This window comes from Pedobacter sp. PF22-3 (assembly GCF_026239555.1).
In the GTDB taxonomy this organism is placed as follows: Bacteria; Bacteroidota; Bacteroidia; order Sphingobacteriales; family Sphingobacteriaceae; genus Pedobacter.
The window spans coordinates 258,300-284,510 of record NZ_JAPIVP010000002.1; the positions used below are offsets into that span (position 1 = coordinate 258,300).

Consider the following 26,211-nt stretch of genomic DNA (forward strand, 5'->3'; position numbering starts at 1 on the left):
GTATTCCAGTTTTTAAATTGGTTTTTCATTTTTAAGGACAGCATTCTGAAAAATCAGATCACAAAACAACAACGACATTCAAAAGTTCCTGATCCGTTATATTTTGTTAACCTCATCTTCAAAAAATGATGAAATTGTTTTAATATTTGTATTGCCGATCTTCTCTATCATCAATAAATCTTGATCTCCAGTTAATAAGAAGTCAGCTTTCCCATCAACTGCAAGTGAAAGTAAAAAATTGTCCTTTGCATCCCGACAAATTTCAATTCTAGATTTGACTACAATGAATTCTCCATATTCATCTATAGTTTCAAGTAATTCTTCAATGTCTGTTTGAGCAAAATAACGCCTAAACTTTGGGCGCTTAACAACTTCAATAAATTCTTCTAATAGTTCTTTGCTAAAGATTAAAATGCTCTTCTTCGAGAAAATTATTTCATCAAGCTTGGAAAAATCTTTTGAGATTAGAAAGCTAATCCAAAGATTAATATCTAGAATGATCCTACTTTTCGAACTTGGCATAACGTTTAGACCTAACCAACTCTACTTCATTTGTTATTTCTTCGAATGTAGGGATGGTTTGAGATTTGGAACGTAGTTTTTTCAATACCTCTGCAAATCCATTTTTGGAAACATCTTGAATAGCAATGAGATTTAAAGCTGCCAAATCTTTCAATAGCTTTGTGGCTTTGGGATTTAATATGTTAATTCTAATGGTATCCATAAATCAAATTTAATGAAAAAAACCTAATTTTCCTTGATCACTATTTATAGTTTGATTACTTTCCCGCTGATAAAAAGTTAAAAAACAACCTGGCTGCACCAACATTTCCGGCAGGTAATTGCCTAAAAAATGCCAGCGGTGTATAAATGAAATTCCCTTTACCATATTTAGCATATAGGGTTGATCCCTGAAGCGGTTCCTCGTCAGTATCGTGCATTTCGAAAAGCGGTTCATATTTAGCATCCCATTGATCGGGGAAGTAAGCGCCCCTTTCTTGCACCCAGCCTTTAAAATCTTCAGCAGTGATTTTATTTGGATAGTTCAGTAATTTATGGTCGGGTTTTAAAAACTTGACCGCTGCATTTTCTTCAGTTACCCTTTTACCGCTTATACTAAAAGGATAAATGCCAAAATCCTGAAGCGCCATATCCTGCGTGGTATTGTACTGCATTACAATGGTTCCGCCATTTTCTACATAATTACGTAGCGCAGTTTGCCAGTTTTTAATTCTTTTCTCGGTATTGATTACCCTTACGCCTGTTACCACAGCATCGTAACTTGCTAATTTTGCCGGGCTTAAGATATCTGCTTCTGTCAGTACGTCAACCTGTAAACCTGCCTGTCTTAAAAACTCGGGGATGAGGTCTCCTGCCCCTTCAATGTAGCCAATTTTTTTCGCCAATACTTTTATGTCTCCCTTAATTAACCAGGTAGTGGCCGGAACAAAATACTGGAGGGTTGGCAAATGCGGATATTGAATTAACACCTGCCCTTTTGAATATTCATTTGTTTCTGATGAAAAAACTGCTTCTAATTTATTCTGGCTGGTTTTAATTTTAGCTAAATCTTCAACTGGGATAAGGAAATTCATAGTATTAACCGTATTCTCGGCCAGGTTAATGCCCTGGAAGGTTTTTACAACCTGGTTCCCAATTTTAAAAGTAATTTTGCCGTAATTAATGTTCTTATTGGCCTTTAAGCGAAGGCTAACATTTAAAGCTTCTTTTTCTTTAGCAAAATAAACAGGTTCGGTGAAACTTAAATCAAGCACCGGGATAATCCTCAGCGCCTCAACAACATCACCTTTAACAGGATCTAATTTTTTATAGGATAATGGCAATCTAACCGCAAATTTTTCTGATTCTATTTTCAGCGATAACAATACATTTATAGGTGATTGCATTTCCGGAAGGCCGATCAATGTATCATTTACCACGCTAAATGTTGCCGCATTTTTTGCCGGCTTAGCTAGCCAATAAGGTTCAGTAGGCGAAGCATCTGCCGGAATCTGGATTTTACGTTCAATGGTAATCAGCGAATCGTTTGCCAGCGTTCTATTTAAATTATCTGTTTGGTTTAACCAGTTTACACTTTCTACTTTTACTGGAGTAGCCGATCTTGAGATGAGGTTTAACCGGAAATTATAACTGTTGCCTGCAATTGCTTCAGGTTGATTAGTGACCACCTCGCCCATAAAACCTGCGCTGCTTAAAATGATGTTATCAATAGCAGCCAGTTTATCCTTTCTTAGTGCAACATCCTGCAATTCTGCAATTTTTTTTCTTAGCATCAACAGTCCGTGCAGGCTTTTATCAGGCTGATTGTAATTAAAAGATAATAATACAATATCAATCAGTTCATCAATATCAGCTATACCTTTATCAGACCAGTTCATGTTTAAGCCATCAAAAAGCGTTCTTTTGGCCGGATCACCCAAAACATTGCTAAAATATTCGGTACGTACACCGGCCACAGACTGTGTTCCTGCCCCCTGACTTTTATGCAAACTCCTGCTTAATCCTGCTAATTCACCATAACCCATGCCCAATTGAGCATCATACTGCCCAACGGTTGCCTTTAATTGGTTTTCAGCTGTTGTATTCACACCACCAAACCTAAAAGTATTCCACAACAATCTTTTTGGCTGCCAAACGGCAACATATTTCAGCTGTTCAGGAAACATATTTTTATCGGCAGCCGCTTTAAATGCTTTCTCAGCAACAACTGCAGAAGCTGCATGTTGTCCGTGACCGGCAGCAGCAGTGGGCGGGAAACGGCAGATAATTACATCAGGCCTGAATTTTCTGATTACCCAAACCACATCTGCGGTAATGCTATCGGCATCCCACTGTTTAAAGGTATCGTTGGTATTTTTAGAGAAGCCAAAATCAATCGCCCTGGTAAAAAATTGTTGCGCACCGTCTAATCTACGGGCTTCCAAAAGTTCGTGTGTTCTGATCAAGCCCAATGCCGCGCCTTGTTCGGTACCCAAAAGGTTTTGCCCGCCATCTCCCCTGGTTAGCGACAAATAAGCGGTTTCTACATGCTGATCGTTAATTAACCACGACAGTAAACCCGTATTTTCATCATCCGGATGGGCTGCCAGATACAAAACCTTGGGCAGGTGTTTTAAGGTTTTGAGTTCTCTATAAATCTCGGAAGATTTTGCTGGACGAACCTGTTGCGCCGCACAGCACATTACCGTTAAGCATAGGGTAAATATGGCAGTTAATCTTTTGAACATATTATTTGTTTTGCGAAATTCAAATATGCTCAAAATGCTTTTATTTTAGTGCCTCCGAAACGAAAAAGGTACAAAAATGGCGTTTATCCGATTTACAGTCTTTTAGAAACAGATTCGAGCAGATGGATATAGAGTGTTATCCCTTCTTCAATTTCTTCAATCAGCACAAACTCATCTGCTGTATGCGATCTGGCTGATTCTCCCGGTCCCATTTTTACAGAAGGCACCGTTAGCCAACCCTGATCGGAACTGGTAGGGGAAACATAGGTTTTTCTGCCAAGCGCCAACCCTGCCACTACCAGCGGATGTAATACGTCGATGTTGGAAGGATGGAGTACATTAGGGCGTACGTTAAAACTGCTTATGGTATGGTTGATGATGACATTTAGAATCTCGCGTGGGGTATAATTGTGATCGAAACGGATATCGACCGTAAAATGGCATTCTCCTGGTACAATATTATGTTGTAAACATGCATTTATTTCTGTAACAGTCATTTTAACCGGCGCAGGTAAATGGTCTTCAATCGGAAACTGAAAATGTGAAAACCAATCGATATCCTTAATCGCTTTATAAATGGCATTATCGCCTTCTTCACGTGCGGCATGTCCTGATCTGCCTTTGGCTGTACAATCAATTACCATCGAACCTTTTTCTGCAATGGCCATTTGCATACCTGTTGGTTCGCCAACGATGGCAAAAGAAATGGGTTTAAGGTCATTCAATATACTCCTGATGCCATTTAAACCCGAATTTTCTTCTTCGCCAGTGGCCGCCAAACATAAATTGAAAGCAAGATCAGTCGATTCGTAAAAATAAATAAACGTAGAAATAAGCGACACCAGTGAAGCACCTGCATCGTTACTGCCCAAGCCATGTATTTTTTCATCATCAATGATGGCACGGAAAGGATCTAATGTATATTGCTCATTTGGTTTTACGGTATCGTGGTGCGAGTTGAGGAGAATAGTCGGTTTTGCGTGGTCGAAATACTTATTATAACACCATACATTATTGTTTTTACGGATAGTACTAATGCCATGTTTAGCCATATGCGCCTCTATTTCATTGGCAGTGCCCTGCTCTGAGCCACTAAAAGATGGTATAGCAATTAAAGCAGACAAAAGTTCTATTGCTCCGTTATATAATAGATTTAAATCAGGATGGCTGATGATCAGTTGTTTTTCTACAGTATTCATAGCAATGTATTAAATGCTTTTAAGGTTTAGGTCTTTTTTCAATTTAAGGGTATTTTCTGCACTGGCGATAATTTGATCGATATGTGCCGGACTGAATAACATGGCCGTGCATAAACAGTTACTTTTATTTTTGCTTTCGAGGATAGTATAGTTAACACAGCTTTTGCAACCTTCCCAAAAGGCTGTATCCTGAGTGATTTGTGCAAAGGTTACGGGCTCGAACCCCAGTTGACTATTCATTTTCATAATGGCTGCGCCAGAGGTAATACTGAATATTTTGGCTTCGGGATATAAGCGACGAGAGAGACTGAAAATCCGGTTTTTAATACTTTTGGCAACGCCAGAGTTTCTAAATTTAGGTGCAACGATTAATCCTGAATTGGAAATGAAGGCATTTTTCTGCCAGCCTTCTAAATACGAAAAGCCAACCCATTCGCCAGCGGCAGTTACGGCAATAACAGCTTTTCCGGCATTTATTTTTTCAACAACAGAAGCAGGCGTTCTTTTCGAAATGCCTGAACCTCTTAACAATGCGGAGCTTTGTGTTTCTGCTACTATTTCATCTGCATATTTTGCATCTGCACTGGTTGCTATCCTGACAAAAATTATTGAATTGTTCATTTTAATAAAATTTCATATCTGCCAGTCATCAAAAGCGATACCCACAGAGAGATAAAAAACATAAAACACTGTCTATCAGTATTAAAATTTAAAAAAAACAAATAACATTATGTTAAGCAGAAAGAATATCCTACCATTTTGAAAGGCTTTTTACCATATTGAAAAGTTATTTTTATGCCTAGCTTCATCGATTAAGTTTCGACCTAAGCCGGAAAGTCCGAATTATTACAATCGTTAACTATTCGGTATATTTATTGTTAATATTGCAGCATAATTTTAACCTATGAATGGGATGGTCCTCATCATTGATGATGAAAAGAAAATTTGCAGTTTACTTTCCAGGATTATAGAACTTGAAGGCTTTAAAACCTTACAAGCCAATACCGGAAAAGAAGGACTCAAACTTTTAAAAAGTAATGATGTAAGTATTGTCATCAGCGATGTAAAGCTTCCAGATGTAAATGGCGTTGCGTTGGTTAAAGATATTAAGGCCATAAAACCTTACGTAGAAATTATTAACCTCACTGCCTACGGAACCATTGCTGATGGGGTTTTGGCCATTAAAAATGGCGCATTTGATTATCTTGTAAAAGGCGACGATAACGAAAAAATTATTCCGCTTTTGTACAAAGCAATGGACAAATCTAATCTGCAGCGCAGGGTTTCTGATCTCGAAAACAAAATCTCCAGGAAACATAGCTTTGATACCATTATCGGTCAATCTAAAACATTAAAAGAAGCTATTGATCTCGCAAAAAAAGTAAGCACAACCGATACCACGGTTTTGTTGCTTGGCGAAACCGGAACAGGAAAAGAAGTTTTCGCACAATCTATTCATTATGAAAGCCTTAGGGCAACAAAACCATTCGTAGCGCTAAACTGTAGTGGTTTTAGTCCAGATTTATTGGAAAGCGAATTATTCGGATATAAAGCCGGAGCCTTTACAGGTGCCAATAAAGACAAAAAAGGGTTATTGGAAGAAGCCAATGGTGGCACGCTGCTGCTAGATGAAATTGGTGAGATGAACCTCGATTTACAGGCAAAATTATTACGTGTTCTGGAAAGCCAGACTTTTATCAAAGTTGGCGATACCCAAACGCAACAGGTAAACGTTCGCATTTTAGCCGCCACCAATAAAGATTTAAAAGCTGATGCATTATCAGGAAAATTCCGGTCAGATCTGTATTATCGCCTTTCTGTTTTCACCATTACTTTGCCCCCACTCCGCGAGCGTAAAGCCGATATTCCTGCACTGGCTGCCTACTACCTGAAAGAATTTGCCAATAAGGTGAATCGATCAGCACCAAAAATGGACGATAAAATTTTATCCATATTGAGCAGTCATAGTTGGAAAGGAAATATCCGTGAGTTAAAAAACATCATTGAGCGTTTAGTTATTTTATCAGATGGCGATGTGTTAAGCGCAACGGCCCTCCCACCAGAATTCTTTGAATTTACCCCAATAGAAAACGATTATAACCTGCAACAAATAGAAAAACAGCACATTCAAAAGGTACTGATCCATACCAAAGGGAACAAAACAGAAACTTCCAGGTTATTGGGAATCGGTTTGACCACACTTTACCGAAAAATAGAAGAGTATCAGATTAGGGAGATTTGAAGGATGGAAGGTTTATGATGCATAAACCTGGCCAGGCAATACGTGTAATGTATGATGTTATAATCTAATAGATACTATATTTAGCCGATAAGTGTTGAAAGGCTTAAAGTTGGAATGGTATAAGTTGCAATTTTCGTCTCACATCTCAGATCTAACGTCTCAGATCTCACATCCTAAGCGCCAAACCTGATCCACTTATCACCTTCATGCCCAAAAATAAAGGAACCCGGGTGCAGCATTTCTGCAATATCTTCTATCAGGGAAACAGCATTTTCGGCAGTCCGCTCACGTTCTACATCATCGTTCAATAAAATAATGCGGTTGTTTTTTACGGCTGGCCAATCAGTATCCAATACCGAAGGCACTTCCCGCATTAAATCGTTAAGCGTTTTGCCCGGCTGATAATAAATGATGAAAACAGCACTTAAAATATCGGCTTCTAACATGCCTCCTGCCAATGCAATTTCTTCTGACAACAAATAGCCTGGATAATTACCAGCATCTATACAGGCTACAGGCATTTTATCCATAAATTTAATCTTGTGCTCTACTAAATCTAAACGCTCCTGCAATTCTTCCTGTTTAGCTTCATCGAGGCCAATAAATAAATCGTTTAAAAAAGACATCTGCATTAAATTTATTAATTTGTGCAAAAATAACATTCCTGATCGCATGAGAGGCTCATTTAAATATATATTTTGGTTTTTTTGTGTAATCATCTTCGTTTCATGTAAGGAAAAGGCTGATTATCGCGACAAAAAAGTATTCAATATCAATCTCGATCAGGGTTTAACTTCAATTGATCCGGCTTTTGCACGCAACCAGAATGCCATCTGGATGACCAACCAGATTTTTAATGGTTTAGTACAGATCGATTCATCGCTGCAAACCCTTCCCTGCATCGCCAAAAGTTGGCAGGTTTCGGAAGATGCACTTACTTATACTTTTAACCTGCGTAACGATGTTTACTTTCATGATGATCCCATCTTTAAAAACGGAAAAGGCAGGAAAGTAGTTGCGAGCGATTTTGTGTACAGTTTTTATCGGTTGATCGATCCTAAAGTGGCTTCATCAGGCGGGTGGATTTTTAGCGATAAGGTAAAGGATAAAAGCAATTTTACTGCGCTGAATGATTCGACTTTCCAGATTAAACTGGTGCGCCCTTTCCCACCCTTCATGAGTTTGCTCACCACCCAATATTGCTCTGTTGTACCTAAAGAAGTGGTAGAACATTATGGGAAAGATTTCAGAAGTCATCCGGTGGGTACCGGCCCCTTTAGATTTAAATATTGGAAAGAAGGCGAAATACTGGTACTGTTAAAAAACGATCATTATTTTGAAAAAGATGCCAAAGGAAAGGCATTACCTTATCTTGATGCCGTAAAAGCCAGTTTCATTACCGATAAGCAGAGTGGTTTTATGAGTTTTTTGAAAAAGGATCTGGATTTTTACTATAATGTAGATGGCAGTTATCGCGATGATATCCTAACCAAAAGCGGAAAAATGACCTCAAAGTATAAAGGGAAATTTACGCTTACCAAAAGCCCTTACCTATGCACTGAATATGTTGGTATTTTGGTCGATACCAGTCTATCGATCGTGAAGAAATCGCCATTACGCTTAAAAAAAATCAGACAGGCTATTAATTATGCGATAGACCGCGACCGTTTGATTAAATACCTGAGAAATGGCATTGGTGTTTCGGCTACATCTGGTTTTATACCTAAAGGCATGCCCGGTTTCGATAGCCTGGCTGTTCGGGGATATGCCTACAACCCTAAACTTGCAGCCAAACTTTTAGCGGAAGCTGGTTTCCCGGAAGGTAAAGGGATGGAAGAGGTAACCTTAAATACCACTACCACTTATAAAGATCTGATCGAATTTATTCAGGGCCAGCTTACTGCCGTAGGTATTAAAGTTAAAATTGACGTAAGCCCAAGCGCCAGTCTTCGGGATCTGATGTCGAAAAATAGCGTCAACTTTTTTCGTGGTTCCTGGCTGGCCGATTATGGAGATGGAGAGAATTTCCTTTCTATGTTCTACTCCAAAAACAAAGTGCCCTACGGACCAAATTATACCGCTTTCTACAATAAGGAATTTGATCAGCTGTTCGAGAAAAGTTACTATGAAACCGACAACGAAAAACGCTTTGAACTATACCGAAAAATGGACCAAATGGTAATGGATTATGCTCCGGTTGTTCCTTTATTCTACGATCAATCGGTTGTAATGCTGCATAACAATATTAGTGGCTATTCTTTTAATCCGTTAAGCCTGATGATTTTAAAAAGGGTAAGAAAAATCTGAAAAACAGACATTACTTTACCTTTTTTCTTCTAAAGCGTAACATTTGTTTGATTATAGAATAACGAGGCTTTATTGTTAATGGCAATAATTATCTTTAATTTTGAATATGGATGCATTAATTGTTTACCCTGAAAATAAAGAGCAGCTTACTGCTTTGAAAGCAGTGATAAAAGCGATGAAAATCACTTTTGAACAAAAAAGTGAGGTAATACCTCAACGGGTAAAAGATGGCATTAAAGAATCTTTGAAACAAGCCGATTCAGGCGATTTAACCCCCTACACAGGCATAAAGGATATGATTGGCAAATAATGGCTTTAAATATTTTTTATACAAAAAGAGCAAAAGAAACCATTACTTCAGTTTATATTTTTATACAACAGAAATTTGGCGATCATGTAGCTGATAAGTTTATCAAAAAAAACGGAAAAAACAATAAAATTAATTTCGGAACAACCATATATGTTTAAGGAATCCTCATTTGAGGTAAATGTTAGGATTGGTCTGATTACAAAACAAACTTCAATCTTTTATCGTGTCAATAATAATTCTATTCACATCTTATTTTTTTGGAATAATCTGCAAGAGCCAATAGTATTTAAGTAAATCTTAAACTAAAAAGCCTCCCGTTTTTTGATCGGGAGGCCTGAACTATTTACTTATATATTCTTATTGCTGCTGTTGTATTCCACCCATACCGCCTTGCTGCTGATCTTGCTTAACATCATCATTTTTAATCTTTTTCTTCTCTGTAAACTTAAGCTTACCGAATGAATAACTAAAGTTAATACCAAAAGAACGCAATGGATAATAAATATTACTGCTTTGGTAAACAGTACCCAATGGATTGATTGAATTGTTTTCAGTTTTAATATGCAGGTCTTTGGTAAAAGGGTTTAAAGTGTTAATACCAATACTTCCCTTTTTATTTAAGATATCCTTTTTAATTGATGCACCATAAAAATAGAAAGGATCTGTTTTACCCTGATAGGTTCTACGTGCTGAAGTGGCCACACCAAACAACTCGAAATTATAGCCTTTACCGAAACCGTAAGCCGAACGGCCAAAAATGCTATAGTTTAGAAATGTACCTGTACTAATATTGGTTGCATTGTTGGTTACCTCATAGGTATTAGCAGAAATATTACTCATCAAAGTCCATTTCGGTTTTGGATTGTAAGACCCAAAAAGGTTAACCCCATAAGTTTGCGCAGTACCTACATTGATAAAAGATGATAATACTTTAGTGATATTATTTTCAGTTATAGGTGATATCGAGCTTTCTATTACGCCACCGGTACGACGATAAAAAACAGAAGCATTAATTACCGACCCTTTAACAAAAGTTGAATAACCCAATTCAAAATTCTGACTTAACTCTGGACTTAACTGCGGATTTCCCTGTTGAATATTAAATTGATCACTTTCGTTTCTGAATGGATTTAAATAATTTTCACTTGGTCTCTGCACCCTGCGGTTATAGCTAAATTTAACTGTTCCACCTTTCTTTAAAGTCTGAGAGACAATAAAGCTTGGGAATAAGTTAAAATAATCATTTTTTTCTGTACCGCTGGTTAGTGTATTAAAATCTATTTTAGTGTATTCAGCCCTTATACCACCTTTAAATTTAATTTTCTTGGTAATATCGAAACTGATTACTCCATAAGCTGCGGCTACATCCTGGTTATAATCAAAATCTCTATCTGAGGATCCATACTGGCTCTTTACATTACGGAAGATACCTTTGGCACCAACTTCTAAAATAGTCGATTTTGTAAATGGATAGGTATAATCTGTTTGTCCGGTATATTCGTTGTTCTTAGCCGTATTATCGCTGGCTGTGAGCACACCATTAGGAAAAGCTGCCGAAGTTAACAGGTTGCTAAAGCTTGTAGGTGTACGTCCGGTAGAAAGCTGACCAGAAATTGTAAACTCCTCGCCTTCTTTTTTACTCGTTTTTTTGTAATCTACGTTCCAGTCCATATTGCTCCGTGTCATATCCATGTTGCTGATATTGGTAGCTGGCAAATTATTTATAATATAAGTAGCCGAACCTGGACCGCCGTTAGAGAAACGATTTAATTTAACATTTGTACTGATGTTGTTATAGGCATTAAAATCATAATCCAAACCTAAACTTCCATTAAGTCCGTTGCGGCTCCATCTTGAGATTCCATCCTGAGAAATATTATTGAAACCACCTGCATTTAACTGTGTGTTATTCACGATTACCACTCTCGAATCTTGTGCATAAGCGAAATTAGAACCCAAACTGGTGTTTACACTTAAACGGCCTGTTTTTGCAGTTAAATTAAATGCGCCATTATTTTGGCGGGTACCTGCAGAAGCATTAACACTCCCACTCACCCCCTGGGCATTTGATTTTTTAGTGATAATGTTGATGATACCGCCAGAACCTTCTGCATCATATTTAGCTGATGGACTGGTAATTACTTCAACACTTTTAATCTGCTCGGCAGGGATCATTTTTAAGGCATCAGAAACACTGGCAGCCATGGTACCAGAAGGTTTTCCATTGATCAAGACCCTCACAGCTGCACCACGGAGCTGAACATCACCATTGGCATCAACAGAGAGCATTGGCACCTTCCGCATTACATCGGTTGCATCGCCACCGGCATTTGTTCCGTCAGCCTCTGCATTGTACACCATGCGGTCTACCTTATTTTCGATCATTGCTTTAGTACCTTGCACCTGTACATCGGCCAAAGTATTTTCTGATCCAGAAATATAAATGGTACCTATATTATTATCAGGTTTAGAAGGTGTGGTGGTAACCAAAACAGATTTTGTTTTATAGCCCATAAAACCGATCATCAGTTTATATGAATCAGGAGAAACATTCTGTAAGGTTAGTTTTCCTTTTTCGTCGGTTACACCACCATTTACTGATTTATTGTTTTTTACATTGATCAAAGAAACCGTTGCATAATCAATTGGCTTCTTAGTTAATGAATCGAGTATCGTGGCAGTAATCCTTCCGGTAACGGCTGATTTTTGAGGCCCTCCACCAAGTCCGCCAGTAGGAAACTGGGCGTGTGCAGTAAAAAATATTCCAAGGATAAAAGTTAATAGTAAAAGTTTTTTCATTTCAAGAGTTTGTCTTTAGTAATTAGTCTGCGCAAATTGCATTTTGTTACAATAATACGCTATACTTTTTACACCAACTCTATTAATTAATCGGCAAACACCTAACTTTCATCGGTAAAAGACACTGGCAATGTAAAATGTATAATGGAAGATGGGATTTTCACATTCTCCATCTTACATCTTCCATTTCACATCCTCCCTACCTCGAAATATTGTTAGGTCTGGAATAAACCATTTGCATGACATTAATATTCCGCATGGCAAAAGCGGCTTCGCAATAATTCAGGTAATAATTCCATTTGCGGATAAAGGTTTCATCAAAGCCCAGAGCTTTTACTTTATTGAGGTTTTTATTGAATTCAAGAAACCATAAATGAAGTGTACGGGCATAATCCAAACCCATATCTTTCAAATCAACCATGGTTAAATCGCCGGTTTCATTTATAGCTTTGTTTATGGCTGCTACCGAAGGTAAAAGCGAACCCGGAAAAATATGCTTCTGAATCCAGTCTACACCACTTCTCAATTTGTCATATCTACAATCGGGAGAGGTAATTACCTGAAAGGCAAAAATCCCGTCTGGTTTTAACAACTGCTGGCATTTTTCGAAATAGGTTTCTAAATATTGATGGCCTACGGCTTCAAGCATTTCGATGGATACGATTTTATCAAAAACACCTTCAATTTTGCGGTAATCCTGGATAATAACCGAAACCTTATCGGCCAATCCTTCTGCGTTTACACGTTCCATAGCCAATTTTTGCTGTTCTTTAGAAATGGTAACCGAGGTAACTTTACATCCATAATTTTTGGCCAAGAAAATCGCATTACCGCCCCAACCACTTCCAATTTCCAGCACATGGTCAGTTGCCTTAATCTTTAACTGCCTCGCCAGGCGATCGTATTTGGCGTATTGCGATTCTTCTAAACTTAAACCTTCAGGGTTGAAGTAACCACTTGAATAAGTCATGGTTTTATCCAGAAAAGTAGCAAAGAAATCATTGTTCAGATCGTAATGCTCAGATATATTTTTCTGAGATCCGGCCAAAGTATTAGCCCTGCGCACGTGGTAGATTTTGTTCACCCATTTAAAAATATTCAGCGCAATGGATTTCACCTTGCTCCCGGTAACCGAAGGCGCATTTTCAATATTAAGGATTACCCATTTAATAACGTTGGTAATATTTGTAGTATCCCACAAACCCGAGGTATAGCCTTCACCAAAACCAATATCACCATAAAGTGCAATGGATTTAAAAAAATCGGAATGGTTAACCTGAATATGTGCTTCAATTTTATGTTCACCGTTTCCAAAAATCACTGTTTCGCCGTTTGGCAATGAAAGTTCCAATTTCCCTAATGTCATTTTAGAAAGTGCGCTCAGCACAGCCCTTTCGAAAAAACCTTTTGATGTTTTGGTAGCGGTAAGCGTATTCATAATCTTTAATCTATTTAACTTGTGGTTTATAGGGTTTATATACGTTGCGTTGCAACTCAGGGTTTTTGGCTTTTGGATGAAAAGGTATTTTTTTTATCCAAAGTTTAAGGGCCTGCCAGTGGATCATACCCATGATCTGCAACGGAATTAAGGGTATAGAAAAAAAATAGCGAAGTAAGGCAGCATTGGTTAATGGCTTTTTCTCTCCTATTAAAGTACTGATAAAAAAGCGATTGCCGTGCTTATCAATATCATCAATTTTAATATCCAGTTTATTATCCGGCACTTTTAACTTAAAATCAAAAGAATCGTCGTGGTCAATAAACGGCGAAACATAAAAATATTTGGTAGTGATTTTTTTAAATATATCACCATGCAATTCATCTTTTCCAAAGAAAAAAAGTTTCATTTCCCGGTAGGTATTACTGATTTCGGCTACACAACATACCGGATTGCCCTGCTCATCAAAGCAATAATAAAAGGAAACGGGATTAAAATTATAACCCAGCACATTGAGGTTGGTAAGGAGTTTTATTTTAAGCCTGGCGCCATCAACGCCATGCTCTTTTAAATAATCTTCTAAATGCTGACGTGTATTTTTGGTTTTATCGGGATTTTCCTTTGGTAACTGAAGGTGTTCAGCATCGCGAAAAGAAAAGAGGTTAAATTTATTGCGGCTAAACCAGCGCAGTTTATTCGCAAGCAAATCCAACTCATCCAGATCGATGTAAAACATATACACGCTGTACCAAAAAGAATGTTTTTTGGGCGCCAAGCGGTGGTGCATCACTTTTGCGGTGTAGATATTTGAGTTGATTTGCATTAATATTACAATTTACAAAATTTTATTATTGATTTGTCACTCTTAATATATTGTCATTCTGAGCGCAGCGAAGAATCTTTATAAAAGATCCTTCATTGCATTCAGGATGACAAATTATGATAAACGATCCATCATTCCCGTGCAGGCGGAAATCTTAATGCAATTTAGAAGCTGGGCTAAAAGCATTACGATTATCTTCGATGAGCACTGCGTGGTTCCCAATCAAGTTGGGAATGACGTAACTACGCTATAGCTCTCTGCATAAATCCACTGCGCTTTTATACGCATCTTCATGAAAACCATATTTAAAATAACTTCCACAATAATATACCGGACCGGTTTCGTTTAGCCTGTGCAATTGCTCCTGAGCCCGCATGGCCGGAACATCGAATAAAGGATGGTGGTAATCGATTTCTTTAATGATCTTTTCAGGATTTAATGTGCCTGTTGGATTAATAGAAACAAAATAACTCTGTTTTTTAGAAACGCCCTGTAAATTATTCATCCAGTAAATGGTACTGGGAAATAATTTATCGCCCTGTTTTTCTACACGGTAATTCCAGCTGCTCCAGGCCAGTTTGGTTTCGGGCATCTGCTTTTCATCGGTATGTACAACGGCTTTGTTTAGCTGGTATTTAAATTTAGAAAGGAGTTCAGTTTCTAAAGCTGTTTTATCTTTTACAATTTCAAAAGTCTGGTCTGCATGACTGGCCATAATTACTTTATCAAATTCGAATTTCTCGCCTTTTTGATTTTCCACTTCAACTTTACCATTCTCTAATCTTTTTACGGAAACAATTTTGTTGTTGATTTTGATTCTGTCGCGGAATGGTGCTATCAGTTTCTCGCGGTAAGCCTGACTGCCATTTTGCAGCGTGTACCACTGATGCTGGGTATCCAAACCTAAAAAGCCGTGATTTTTAAAAAAACGGATCAGTGTAACTGCGGGAAAATCCAAAATCTGTTCCATCGGGGCACTCCATACTGCAGCACTCATCGGAATCAAATATTGCCAAAGCATATCCTCACTATAACCAAATGCCTCAAAAAAACGCCCGATCGAATAATCCTGATATTCAGGCTTATCCAAAATCTCTACGCTTTGTTTGTTAAAGCGGTTAATCTGCATCAGCATTTTTAAATAGGGAATATTAAACAGATTTTTCCGTTGGGCAAAAAGATGGTTCAAGCTCGAGCCACTATATTCTAACTTTTTCGGCAAAAACTGTACACTGAAAGACATATCTGTTTTAATTACCGGGGCACCAATCTCGGCAAACATTTCTGTCAGGTTTGGATAGGTCTGATAGTTAAAAACCATAAAGCCACTATCCAGGTAAATGGGTTGCCCATCTTCTTCGAGCGTAATGGTATTGGTATGACCACCGATATAATCGAGCTCTTCGAAAAGGGTTATATCATATTTATGTTGCAGTTTATGGGCACAACCCATGCCTGCTATTCCGGAGCCGATAATGGCGAGTGTTTTCATTGTAATAGATTTGATTAATCGTCATGCTGATCCGATAGCTATAGGATTTATTTTACAAGTAGAAATAGTGTTTTCAATCGCCTTGTAGCTACTTCGTGGTCAGCATCTGTTAGAAAGACCCTGAATCAAGTTCAGGGTGACGCATCGGGTTATACCTTTTCGAACAAATAATGGCATACCATCCATTCGTTTCCTTTATTGTAATTGAACAGTTCTGCGCAAGACATGTAAAATAACCTCCAGTATACCCACCATTTCACCGCCTGGTCTTTACCATAAGTAGTTTCTAAAATAGGCATGATTTCTTTTTTGTGCTTATCCATGTTGCTTAACCAGGCTTCAGAAGTTTTGCCATAGTTAGTTCCATTTACCACCCAATGTTTATCGATTTTGAGGTCGTCGTTAAAGTAGAAAAACAAGTGATTAGAGGGCATAATCCCACCTGTAAAAAAGTATTTACTCATCCAATCGGTTTCATCAATTACCTCAAACTTGTATGCCAGGGTTTTGTGCGTAAATATGTGCACGAATAACTTCCCATCTGGTTTCAGAAATGAGGCAACCTTGTTGAGCAAAAATTTATAGTTTCGCATGTGTTCAAACATTTCAACAGATACCACCCTGTCAAATGTATCGGCAATGGTAAACGTATTCATATCGGCAGTTAAAACCGTTAAATTTTGTATTCCACGCTGCTTCGCCGTTTCATCGATAAAGATTTTTTGAGTTGCAGAATTCGAAACCACTGTAAAAGTACTCTCCGGAAATTTAGCCGCCATATACAATGAAAGCGATCCCCAGCCACAGCCCAGTTCTAAAACATTCTGTCCACTGTGTAAATCGGCCCTTTTACAGGTTAAAGCCAGCATATCATCTTCCGAGGTATCGATATCTTTAACCCCTGGTTTCCAGTAACCACTGCTGTATTTTAAATTTTTGCCTAAACAGTACTGAAAAAATTCGGTGGGTAGCTCATAGTGCTGCTCATTGGCATCGGCTGTATTTACTGCAATGGGTGATTGCTTCAGCTCGGTAACCAGATCCATAAATTTTTCCTGCTGCAATTCTTCATCGCCCAACGTTTCATCATCCAGGCGCTGTTTACATAATTTTCTAATACCTATACGCAAAGCTGCATCTGGAAGTTTGTCGTTTTCTAAAAGTTTATCGTACCACATGTAAATGTAAAATGGAATAATATAAGATGGTTAATGGATAATTTATTATGGAAAATGCTTAATGTACGATGTAAAGTGGCTGATGGTTTTGCAAATTGTACTGCCCTCATCCGTATTACATTTTCCCTTTTCCATCCTTTTTCCCCCACGGAAAAAAGGCACTCGTTGTTTCCTGGTATCTTTTATAAGCTACAGGTTTGCTCCTCAGGTTTTGCTCTTCATTGTTTGGCACACCGGTAACTTTGGTTAATAAATATAAGATAACTCCGGGACTAATGATTGCCAAAATTCCCCATGGAGATGCGAGCGCAAAAATGAAATAGCCCATCCAGGTTAGCCATTCAAAAAAATAGTTAGGATGGCGACTATAATACCATAATCCGGTATCGCACACTTTCCCCCTGTTGCTTGGATCTTTCTTAAAAGCAGCAAGCTGTCTGTCGGCAATCATTTCTCCAAAAAAAGCAATTACCCAAACCAGTGCACCTGCATATTCTAAAAAGGAAATGGCCTGCGACTGATTTGCAGTGATAATGAAAAATGGAATAGCCAGAATTACGTTCGATATGGCCTGAAACTGAAAAAACACAAAGAAATTGCGGTCGGCTTTGTCGCCCCATTCCTTACGCAGCTGTTCGTATCTACCCTCTTCTTCGTCTAAATGACCAATAACACGTTGCCAAAGGTGGATTCCCAAGCGCAACTCGGCCAGTAGAAACATACCACAGATTAAGATTTTGCGGGGTTCATAACCATCAGATAAAAAAAATGTGATGATCGTAATTACAGGGAAATTCAGTGCCCAGAAAACATCAACCACACCCGCGTTTTTAATTTTCTTTGCCCAAAGCCAAACCACAGCCATAATAGAACAGCATGCAATAAGCGAAATGAGCGCGATGAATAGTAGATGTTCTGTTTGCAGCAGCATAAGGTTTAAGGTAAAAGGTCAAAAGCCAAAATCAGTTTTGCTATAAATAAACTCCTCTTAAAACCCTCTCATTAAACCTTACTCCTCAATGCCTTAAAAGTAGTTCTTTAACACCTTCACCATCTTTTAGTTTGAATAAATGCACTAAAACATAAGCCAGGGTTGCAATACTGCCTAAACATACGAACAAAACAGCAATAGAGATTTTAAGAATAATGCTTTTTTCTTTGTAAAACATCCATAGTGTGATAATAAAGATGTTAGCATAAAAATCCCAAAGTGTAGCACGCATCCAGGGTATGCCGCCCAGGAAATCCCATTGTTCGAACAGGTTACTTTCTAATGAAGTGCTAATTACTTTATAACACATAAAAACTAACAGTACAGAGAAAATGATTTTAAGGAAGTTGATCATGCGGTAGTTTAATTTTTAAAACAGATTGGAGTATATACGGTAAAATAGATAAAAAGAATTTGATTAATGCGGATATACTCCGTGTTTTCTGTGGCAAAAACAGATGCGTTATTATCTGAAAAGCAGGGTCCAGTTTTTATCGGCCGTGACAGTCCTGCCATTCGCTTCAATCTTTTTGAGGTGCTGTTATGCTGTGATGCAAGTATCCTTTTCATAGGCTGCAGATGCTTCGTGCCTCAGCATGACAGTATAGGTAAGGTTACTGCGAACAAAAAGGATTTTCGCTACTGTCAGGTTTAGCTAACACAAAACAGTGCAGGAAAGGGAATCTATTAAATCCGTGTTTCCGTGGCAAAAAACCTTATGTTGCTAGTAGAGTTAAAGATGGTCTGTGGGGACACAGACCATGGCAGGAGAAATCGACGCGAGAACTCAAATTCTTTCTGCTTTGGTCTTTACTTTGGTCTTTAGTCTTTTAACTTTAAACCTTTCTAATTTTGATAATTTTCATCCAGTGCAACACCTTCATTACCGGGTAGGTTGGATCAAATTCCCACCATTTGGTCGCGAAATTTGGGCTATTTGGTTTTTTGTGGTGGTTGTTCTGAAAAAGCTCACCCATCAACAAAAAGTCCCAGGGTAAAGAGTTTTTACTGTGATCATCATTATCATGGTTAGAATAGCCATATTTATGGCCACACCAGTTTACAATTGCGCCGTGTAACGGCCCCATTAAAAAGTGGACCGGTAATAATAAATACATCCACCAGTAGTTGGCAAAAGCAATATAAAAGCCAATATAAAATAAACCGCATGCGATTCTCCATCCCCATGAATTTCCAATCTTATCCACAATTGGCCATTCGGGATAATTCCCCTGAAAAGCTGGCTCCGGCTGTATTTTAAATTGCAGATAATTCATATACATATTTTTTGTTGCAATCATCATCCCGAAAACATCCTTAAAAAAATGTGGTGAATGTGGGTCTTTTTCTGTGTCGCTGTAGGCATGGTGCATTCTATGCAGAATGGCATAAGCCCTCGGGTTTAAAAATGATGAACCTTGCGAAATCAGTAAAATCAAATAGAAAAACCTTTCCCAAAAAAGTTCCATTTTAAACATCTTGTGTGAAGAGTAACGGTGAAGGAAAAAGGTTTGGCTAAACAGGGATAAAAACCAATGGCAAAGAAAAAAAATGAGGATGATCATGTATTGAATTTGTATACTATATAAACGTATTTTAGCAGCGTTTAGTTTCCGTGATACAAAAACTACGCTGGCTTAAACGTTTAGAGGAGGAGTATCCTGCTCCAATGTATAGAGCAGGATGCTATTTTTATTATTTATTATCTACCGAAATCGTCTTGAACACGTACGATATCGCTTTCATCTGACGGGTTTGAAGCATCTGTATGTTGCCATATTTCTGCCACAACACCCCAATCGTCTAAACCGATTAAACGGTGACGTTCACCTTGTTGTAATTTAATCTGGTCTTTTGGTGCATATTTTTTTACTTCGCCTTCTTCATCAGTCTGACTGGTTTTGATGCCAACAGTACCGGTAACCACTTGCCATATTTCAGCTCTGCGGTGGTGATATTGCCAAGATAAACGTGTATTTGGTGCAACGATTAGAATTTTCGGACTTAATTTACCGCCAATTTTAAGGTCTTCAACATTTAATCCATCAAAATAAGTATCAGCAAATTGTTGCGCCTGCGCTTCATCTATTACAAAGAAACCACCCCACGGGCGTGTTTCATCACGGTTTACTACATTAAAACCTTCAATTTTTAAACGTTGCGCTACGCTTTCGAATATTTCTTTTTTGTCGTTTGTCATTGATAAAATTAGTTTTTCTAATGATTGTCGAGATGCACAGGGATCCACTTGATCTCCTGTTTGGTTCTATATTTTGCTGCAAAAATAAGCCTAATAAATTAAAAAAAGCCCCCCTCCCGCCTTTTATTTTTTTAAATTCAATTTACAGATGACCTAAATCTGTCTACATAAACTTAAAGGCTGTAAAATTGCTAATCAACTTGTTTGGCAAGTGCAATACCGCTTTGCTTTAATATATTCGCGAGCGGGCAGCAAAAAACCGCTGTCCAGTTGTGCTTCAGGTGAAACAACGATAATACAAAAACGGATGCCGTAAATCGGGCACCCGTTTTTGTTAAAAATTATTGATAGTTGGTGTGACACCAAACATTAGAAAATGAATAATAATACTGTTCGTTAATAACCTGGATTTGGAGTCAGGTTAGGGTTATTTTTGATTTCCGGAGTAGGAATCGGGAACAGCAAATGTTTGGTTTGCAAAGGTTGGTTTACACTTTTATTAATGTGGCCAACAAAATTATCAAAACCATTGGTGGTTTCATTGTACACTTTACGCAAGCGAACCATATCAAACCATATAATGCCTTCGTAACACAGCTCGTGCCAGCGCTCTCTCCAAACCGCTTCTTCAAACTGTGTTTGGCTCAAACCTGCAAGGTCAGCCAATTGCGCCCTTTGTCGTAAGGCATTTATCGCAGCATAGGCAGCAACATTCGGACTACCATCTGCCCTGTTCTGTGCTTCGGCATAAATTAATAAGGTTTCGGCATAACGGATCTGTGGAATATTCAGATCGCTCCTGCTGGTACCTTCTACGCCTAGTGTTCCATTAGCAATCAGGTCGAAGTGTTTAAAAATATAAGGCTTACCGCGGTTAACAAGTGGCATTTTAAATCCATCTGTATAATAATCAGTAAAGAAATAACCTTCTCTGTTTTTCGCTCTTAAATCGCCAGCCTCGTACGAACCATAAAAACTTGTGGTTGGAATAGCCGTTCCAATCCCGTCAATTTTAGAAACCAATGGCTGGTGCAAAGGTAAATAAGATGACTGCAAGGGGTTACCAGATCCGGCAGCGTCATTGTACTGGATTCCGAATAAATGTTCTACCTTATTGTCATTTTTTGCATCGTGCAGGGCTCCATAATTGGGGAACAAGCCAAGTGATGATGGATTCCCTGTTGAATAATCAATTACCTCTTTGGCTTTATCTGCAGCTAATTTATAATAAGCTGCACCTTTGTTAAGGGGTTGCCCGGCCATAGTTAGATATACTTTTGCCAATTCAGATTTAACTGCTGCTGTAGAAACACGCCCACTAGCATCCATAAAAGGCAAACCAGCCGCTTCTGCAGCAATCAGATCGTCAACAATCAATTTGTAAACCTGTTCCTGTGGCGTACGTGAAGGAGAAAAATTAGGATCATTAGGACTGGTAATCGGCTTGGTAATTAAAGGCACATCGCCCCATAAACGCACCAGGTAAAAATAGGCCCAGGCCCTGATGAAAGCAGCCTCTCCTAAAATTCTTTTTTTCTGTGCATTGTCCATCGGGTTAATACCCGGAACTTTATCTAACACCAGGTTAGCTTGTGCAATTACTTTATAAAGTCCGTTCCAGTTTTGGTTAACATGCAGGTTTGTACCGTCATAAATTAGTGAATACAAATTGTTCAGATCGGAGTTTTGTGCTGTTTCGGTAGATTGTATGCCGGTTGGCGCATCAAGCATCTGCCAGTTGTTCGAATAAATACCGGCACCGTTTCCAATAAACCGAAGCTCTGCATAAACCGCAGCAATACCTGCTTCTGCATGTTCTGGCAAAGTATAAAAACTATTGGGAGACAGATTGGTTGGATCTGTTTCATCTAAAAATTTCTTACATCCCGAATTCCCGATTATAGCACCGCTCAGCAACAACAAAACAGCGATATTTTTTATGTTTATTTTCATGTTGATATCCTTTCTTTTTTAATGTTTATAATCCAATATTTAAACCTACCATGAAAGTAGTGGGCTTTGGATAATCGAAAAATGTTTGACCTTGTGCAAATGCATTTCCATAAGTAGTTACCTCAGGGTCGTTACCGGTGTACTTGGTTGCCAGGAAGAAATTTTGAACAGATGCATAAACACGAAGTTTGTTTAAGCGTAATTTTTCAACAAGCGTCTTATCAAAAGTATAACCCAGTAAAAGGTTTTTTCCACGGATGAAAGAACCGTCTTCTAACCAGTGGGTATCTACGTTGGTTACATATCCGGCAGACTGATCCCTGATTGCAGCAATCGGTGTATTTTGATTCTGTGGAGTCCAGGCATTTAATACGCTGGCAAAACTATTGGCCTGCACCTGTCTGTCTTCACCTGAGTGATGGGTCATATTCAATACATCATTGCCATAAGAATATTGAAGTTCTACAATCAGCTCCAAGTTTTTATAACGGAAGGAGTTGCCCAACGATCCCCAGCCTTTCGGTGTTCCGTTACCAATAATCTGGCGGTCGGCATCTGTAATGGCATGGTCGCCGTTTACATCCAAATATTTAATATCACCGGGAAGCAGGGTTTTACCACCCCGGTAACTTACATATTTGGCAGCTTCTGCCCTTTCGGCTTCGCTCCAGGTGCCTAAACGTACCAGCCCCCAGAATGAGCCAACAGGCTCACCTACCCTGATAATACCAGTTTGATTGGTGAAATTTGGGTTACCCACACCAAAAATATCATCAGGAGTGGCCAAAGAAAGTACCTTGTTGCGGTTAAGGGAGATATTGAAGCTGGTTTTCCAGGTAAAATTGTCTGTTTGTACGTTTACCGTATTGATCCCTAAATCTAAACCTTTGTTCTGCATAGACCCGATATTTTTTCTAATCACCGAATATCCTGTGGTACGTGGAACCGGGGCATCTAATAACATATCGGTTGTTTTTCTGTAATAAAGATCAGCCTCTAAATTAATGCGATTGTTAAACAAGCCTAATTCTAAACCCGCATCAACCTGTGCTGTTTTTTCCCAAACCAGGTCTGGATTGGCCAACCTGCCGATACCAATACCGGTTACCCTGCTATCGTTAATAATTGCGGCATTATTAACCAATGTAGCAAGCGATTGATAGGCAGGAAGCTCTGAATTACCACTTAAACCATAACTGGTTCTTAGTTTTAAGTTAGAAATGGTTTTGTTTCCTTTAAGAAAATCTTCATCTGAGGCTTTCCAGGCCAATGCTGCCGAAGGGAAAAAAGCGAATTTATGGTTCTCTCCGAATTTGGACGACCCATCTACCCTACCGGTAAAAGTAACCAGGTATTTATCTTTAAAGGCATAGTTTAATCTTCCGAAATAAGAGTTAAAAGCCGATCTGTTGCGGCTAGAGCCTACTGTAATCGATTTACTTCCAGAGCCCATATTATTGTTTCCGTAAAAATCGGTTACAAAATTCTCGGCATGGCTGGTATTGCTAAAGAAGTTGGTCGCCTGCCACGAAATCCCCAATAATGCATTAATAGCATGCGATTCGGCAAAACGTTTGTTATAGGTTAAATAGTTTTCCAACGACCAAAAGGTTTCCCGATCATTGGTTACGTTCGCCGTTCCATTCTGGCCATCAGAGATTCCATATAATTGTTTGGCATTGTACTCGTTAATATTTCGGCTCACAATATTGGCACCTAACTGGGTACGGAACTCTAAATCTTTGTTAAAACTAATGGTAGAATAAATACTCCCCAAAGCAGTTTGGGTAACCATACCATATTTTTGATCGGTTAAGATATGCACTGGATTGGAGCCACCTTCTGCCCATGGAATCAGTTTGTTATCGCCCCATTTGCCGTCTGCCAGTTTAATGGGCAGAAAAGGGAATGCTTCTGTAATCATACGCACTGAATTTAAGCCGCCTGTTCCCTGATCAACAATGTTTTCATCCTGGTTATTGTAACTCAAATTACCGCCTACCTTTAACCATGGTTTAATTTTACTATCGAAATTAAACCGGCCCGAATAGCGTTTTAAATAAGAGTTTAGTAAAAGTCCCTGGTCATCGCGATAGCCTGCAAAAACACCATAAGTGCTATTTTCGTTTCCACCTGTAAAACCCAGCTGGTGATTTTGCGAAAGTTTGTTCTGTGTAGATTCTTTTAACCAGTCGGTATTATATAATGGATTACCATTGCTATCAAAAAATTGGGGCAAGGCAATTCTGGCGGCTTTTGGAACAGGTGTAGATGCATAACTTCCTGCTGCCCAACCTACCGGATCGTAAACTTTAATGTTTTCATAAGCAAGGTCCTGCACCTTAACATACTCGAAAGCATCGAGCATCTTAACATGGTGTGCGGCCAATGTATTGATACCAAAATCTGCATCATAGGTAATGCGTTGGGTATTTGCTGTACCTTTTTTAGTGGTAATTAAAATTACCCCATTTGCACCCCTTGCACCGTAAATAGCCGTCGAAGAGGCATCCTTTAGCACCTCTACTGAAGCGATGTCGCTTGGGTTAATATAATCGATGGCGTTACTATTCTGTGTTTGCGAGCCCACTGGCAAAGCCACACCGTCTACTACATAAAGTGGATTGTTGCTCGTATTGATTGAACTAAAGCCACGGATTTTGATGTTCGTCTGACCGCCGGGTCTACCCGAGTTGGTGTTTACCTGTACGCCCGAGATCCGGCCAGCGAGTGCCTGGTTTAGTGATGAAGACGGACGTTCCTGAAGTTCGCTGGCTTTTACCACCCCAACAGAACCGGTAAGGTCTGTTTTTTTCACAGATCCATAACCAATTACCACCACTTCATCTAACTTATTGGCTTCGGCAGGTGCCATTTTAATACTGATGTTGGCTTCGCTGCCTACTGTAACATCTTTATTTTGATAGCCTACATAAGAAAAACGGATCACATCGTTTGTGTTGGCTTCAATGCTGAACTTACCACCGTCGTCAGTTACAGCAGTTTTACCTGACGAAATGTTTTTGATGCCAACTCCGGGAATAGGCATGTTTTTTTCGTCCAATACAGTTCCGGTAATTACTTTTCGGTTTTGGATATGCAACAAAGGCATATTTAGCGCTGAAAATCCATCAGATTTTTCAGCAACCGGATTCATCGAAAAAGCAGGACTATTGAGCAAAAAAAGCACAGAAAGCCCTGAAATCTTGAGTAGATTAATTTTCATTGGTTTAGGTTTAGTAAATGGTTAGTTAATTATATCATTCAACTGCTAGCAGCTAAACGCTTTATCAATTATTTTTAATCAGAAGGCTTACAGTTAAGCAATTGTGTGCCGGGAGATCCTATTCTAAAATGGATTAAAACTACACGCAAACAAACTACACAGACATATACGACACACTGGGCGCAAATATTCCTAAGCTCATCATCATATTTGGTTATTGATAAATCGTTTTATCAATTCAATAATAGATATTTTATCACAAAATCAAGAATATTATTTTGATGATTAGCATTACGCTATCGTAGAAGTTAAATTATAGTATGATTACTTTTACAGGCGCTAAAATTTTTGAATAATATTTCATTCGAATCAAAAATCGAATAAACATAAACCACTCATAAACAAACACTTGAATGTATTTATAAAATTTGATAGAAAAATTCAAGTTTTTAAGAGACAGCATTAGGTCTCCTGTCGGTGCATTGATTAGCATTACTATCGCCAATGTATTTGGATAGCGCCCTATATAAACTAGAAAGCCTCATATTTCTATGAGGCCAATTATTTTGTTTTATTTGCATCCACAGAATAAAACTAAACCAAACAAACTAATGAAATTATAAGACAAATCAGTTTGAGTTTTGTTTTAAGAAATAAAAAAATCTTAAAAGATTTTTTTATTTCTTAAAAGACAGCAATTAACCCACGCGTAAAAATCTCCTTGAGTTACCGTCATTTCGAGCGGACACGATAGCTATCGGGTGCAACGCAGTCGAGAACCACCAAGTGCTCAGCGAAGCTAAAT

The 26,211-nt window shown here is 38.5% G+C and carries 21 protein-coding genes; 4 read left to right on the forward strand and 17 right to left on the reverse strand.

All coding sequences use genetic code 11. From position 1 onward, the window contains the following. Window positions 1-96: 96 nt before the first annotated feature. The 5 genes from OQX63_RS04300 to OQX63_RS04320 form a co-directional block, all read right to left on the reverse strand. Window positions 97-522, reverse strand: coding sequence for a putative toxin-antitoxin system toxin component, PIN family (locus OQX63_RS04300; protein WP_265849650.1), 426 nt, complete (start codon window positions 520-522; stop codon window positions 97-99). Next, a complete protein-coding gene (locus OQX63_RS04305) occupies window positions 503-724 on the reverse strand; it encodes a hypothetical protein (RefSeq protein ID WP_265849651.1) in 222 nt (73 codons plus the stop codon). Before OQX63_RS04305 ends, OQX63_RS04300 begins: the two co-directional genes overlap by 20 nt. A 55-nt stretch (window positions 725-779) precedes the next feature. Continuing rightward, window positions 780-3,248, reverse strand: a complete 2,469-nt coding sequence (locus OQX63_RS04310) for a PIG-L family deacetylase (protein WP_265849652.1) — start codon at window positions 3,246-3,248, stop codon at window positions 780-782. 92 nt (window positions 3,249-3,340) lie between these two features. Continuing rightward, window positions 3,341-4,447 (reverse strand): M20/M25/M40 family metallo-hydrolase, encoded by a 1,107-nt coding sequence (locus OQX63_RS04315; protein WP_265849653.1) that lies wholly within the window; start codon window positions 4,445-4,447, stop codon window positions 3,341-3,343. A gap of 9 nt (window positions 4,448-4,456) precedes the next feature. Beyond that, entirely contained in the window at window positions 4,457-5,068 is a 612-nt protein-coding gene (locus tag OQX63_RS04320) for an N-acetyltransferase (protein WP_265849654.1), read from the reverse strand. Window positions 5,069-5,351: 283 nt separating this feature from the next. Between OQX63_RS04320 and OQX63_RS04325 the strand changes: the two genes are divergently transcribed. Then, window positions 5,352-6,689, forward strand: a complete 1,338-nt coding sequence (locus OQX63_RS04325) for a sigma-54-dependent transcriptional regulator (RefSeq protein WP_265849655.1) — start codon at window positions 5,352-5,354, stop codon at window positions 6,687-6,689. A gap of 173 nt (window positions 6,690-6,862) precedes the next feature. Here OQX63_RS04325 and OQX63_RS04330 read toward each other — a convergent pair whose 3' ends face one another. Next, on the reverse strand, window positions 6,863-7,315 hold the full coding sequence (locus OQX63_RS04330) for a hypothetical protein (RefSeq protein ID WP_265849656.1): 453 nt from the start codon (window positions 7,313-7,315) through the stop codon (window positions 6,863-6,865). 46 nt (window positions 7,316-7,361) lie between these two features. On the opposite strand from OQX63_RS04330, the gene OQX63_RS04335 reads away from it, so the two are divergent. From OQX63_RS04335 to OQX63_RS04345, 3 genes are all read left to right on the forward strand, one after another. Then, window positions 7,362-8,996 (forward strand): ABC transporter substrate-binding protein, encoded by a 1,635-nt coding sequence (locus OQX63_RS04335; RefSeq protein WP_265849657.1) that lies wholly within the window; start codon window positions 7,362-7,364, stop codon window positions 8,994-8,996. 106 nt (window positions 8,997-9,102) lie between these two features. Beyond that, window positions 9,103-9,306, forward strand: a complete 204-nt coding sequence (locus tag OQX63_RS04340) for a DUF2683 family protein (protein WP_265849658.1) — start codon at window positions 9,103-9,105, stop codon at window positions 9,304-9,306. After that, window positions 9,306-9,464, forward strand: a complete 159-nt coding sequence (locus OQX63_RS04345; protein WP_265849659.1) for a hypothetical protein — start codon at window positions 9,306-9,308, stop codon at window positions 9,462-9,464. The genes OQX63_RS04340 and OQX63_RS04345 overlap by 1 nt, the downstream gene beginning before the upstream one ends. A gap of 199 nt (window positions 9,465-9,663) precedes the next feature. Here OQX63_RS04345 and OQX63_RS04350 read toward each other — a convergent pair whose 3' ends face one another. The 11 genes from OQX63_RS04350 to OQX63_RS04400 all read right to left on the reverse strand — a co-directional run bounded on the left by OQX63_RS04350 (window position 9,664) and on the right by OQX63_RS04400 (window position 25,406). Then, entirely contained in the window at window positions 9,664-12,105 is a 2,442-nt protein-coding gene (locus OQX63_RS04350; RefSeq protein WP_265849660.1) for an outer membrane beta-barrel family protein, read from the reverse strand. 199 nt (window positions 12,106-12,304) lie between these two features. Then, complete coding sequence (locus OQX63_RS04355; protein WP_265849661.1) at window positions 12,305-13,543, reverse strand: SAM-dependent methyltransferase; 1,239 nt, start codon at window positions 13,541-13,543, stop codon at window positions 12,305-12,307. Between the two features lie 10 nt (window positions 13,544-13,553). Then, window positions 13,554-14,366, reverse strand: coding sequence for a DUF1365 domain-containing protein (locus OQX63_RS04360; protein WP_265849662.1), 813 nt, complete (start codon window positions 14,364-14,366; stop codon window positions 13,554-13,556). A gap of 247 nt (window positions 14,367-14,613) precedes the next feature. Then, the gene (locus OQX63_RS04365) at window positions 14,614-15,858 is read right to left on the reverse strand and encodes an NAD(P)/FAD-dependent oxidoreductase (protein WP_265849663.1); all 1,245 of its coding nucleotides are present in this window, start codon (window positions 15,856-15,858) and stop codon (window positions 14,614-14,616) included. Window positions 15,859-16,007: 149 nt separating this feature from the next. Further along, window positions 16,008-17,036 carry an SAM-dependent methyltransferase gene (locus OQX63_RS04370; protein WP_265849664.1) on the reverse strand — a complete coding sequence of 343 codons (1,029 nt, stop codon included), beginning with the start codon at window positions 17,034-17,036 and terminating at the stop codon, window positions 16,008-16,010. 115 nt (window positions 17,037-17,151) lie between these two features. After that, window positions 17,152-17,967, reverse strand: coding sequence for a DUF1295 domain-containing protein (locus OQX63_RS04375; protein ID WP_265849665.1), 816 nt, complete (start codon window positions 17,965-17,967; stop codon window positions 17,152-17,154). A gap of 85 nt (window positions 17,968-18,052) precedes the next feature. Further along, window positions 18,053-18,382, reverse strand: coding sequence for a DUF1475 family protein (locus tag OQX63_RS04380; protein WP_265849666.1), 330 nt, complete (start codon window positions 18,380-18,382; stop codon window positions 18,053-18,055). A gap of 481 nt (window positions 18,383-18,863) precedes the next feature. Beyond that, window positions 18,864-19,592, reverse strand: a complete 729-nt coding sequence (locus OQX63_RS04385) for an acyl-CoA desaturase (protein WP_265849667.1) — start codon at window positions 19,590-19,592, stop codon at window positions 18,864-18,866. 137 nt (window positions 19,593-19,729) lie between these two features. Beyond that, window positions 19,730-20,227, reverse strand: coding sequence for a phosphoheptose isomerase (locus tag OQX63_RS04390; protein ID WP_183761882.1), 498 nt, complete (start codon window positions 20,225-20,227; stop codon window positions 19,730-19,732). A gap of 396 nt (window positions 20,228-20,623) precedes the next feature. After that, window positions 20,624-22,180 carry a RagB/SusD family nutrient uptake outer membrane protein gene (locus OQX63_RS04395; protein ID WP_265849668.1) on the reverse strand — a complete coding sequence of 519 codons (1,557 nt, stop codon included), beginning with the start codon at window positions 22,178-22,180 and terminating at the stop codon, window positions 20,624-20,626. Window positions 22,181-22,205: 25 nt separating this feature from the next. After that, window positions 22,206-25,406, reverse strand: coding sequence for a SusC/RagA family TonB-linked outer membrane protein (locus OQX63_RS04400; RefSeq protein ID WP_265849669.1), 3,201 nt, complete (start codon window positions 25,404-25,406; stop codon window positions 22,206-22,208). Window positions 25,407-26,211 lie beyond the last annotated feature (805 nt).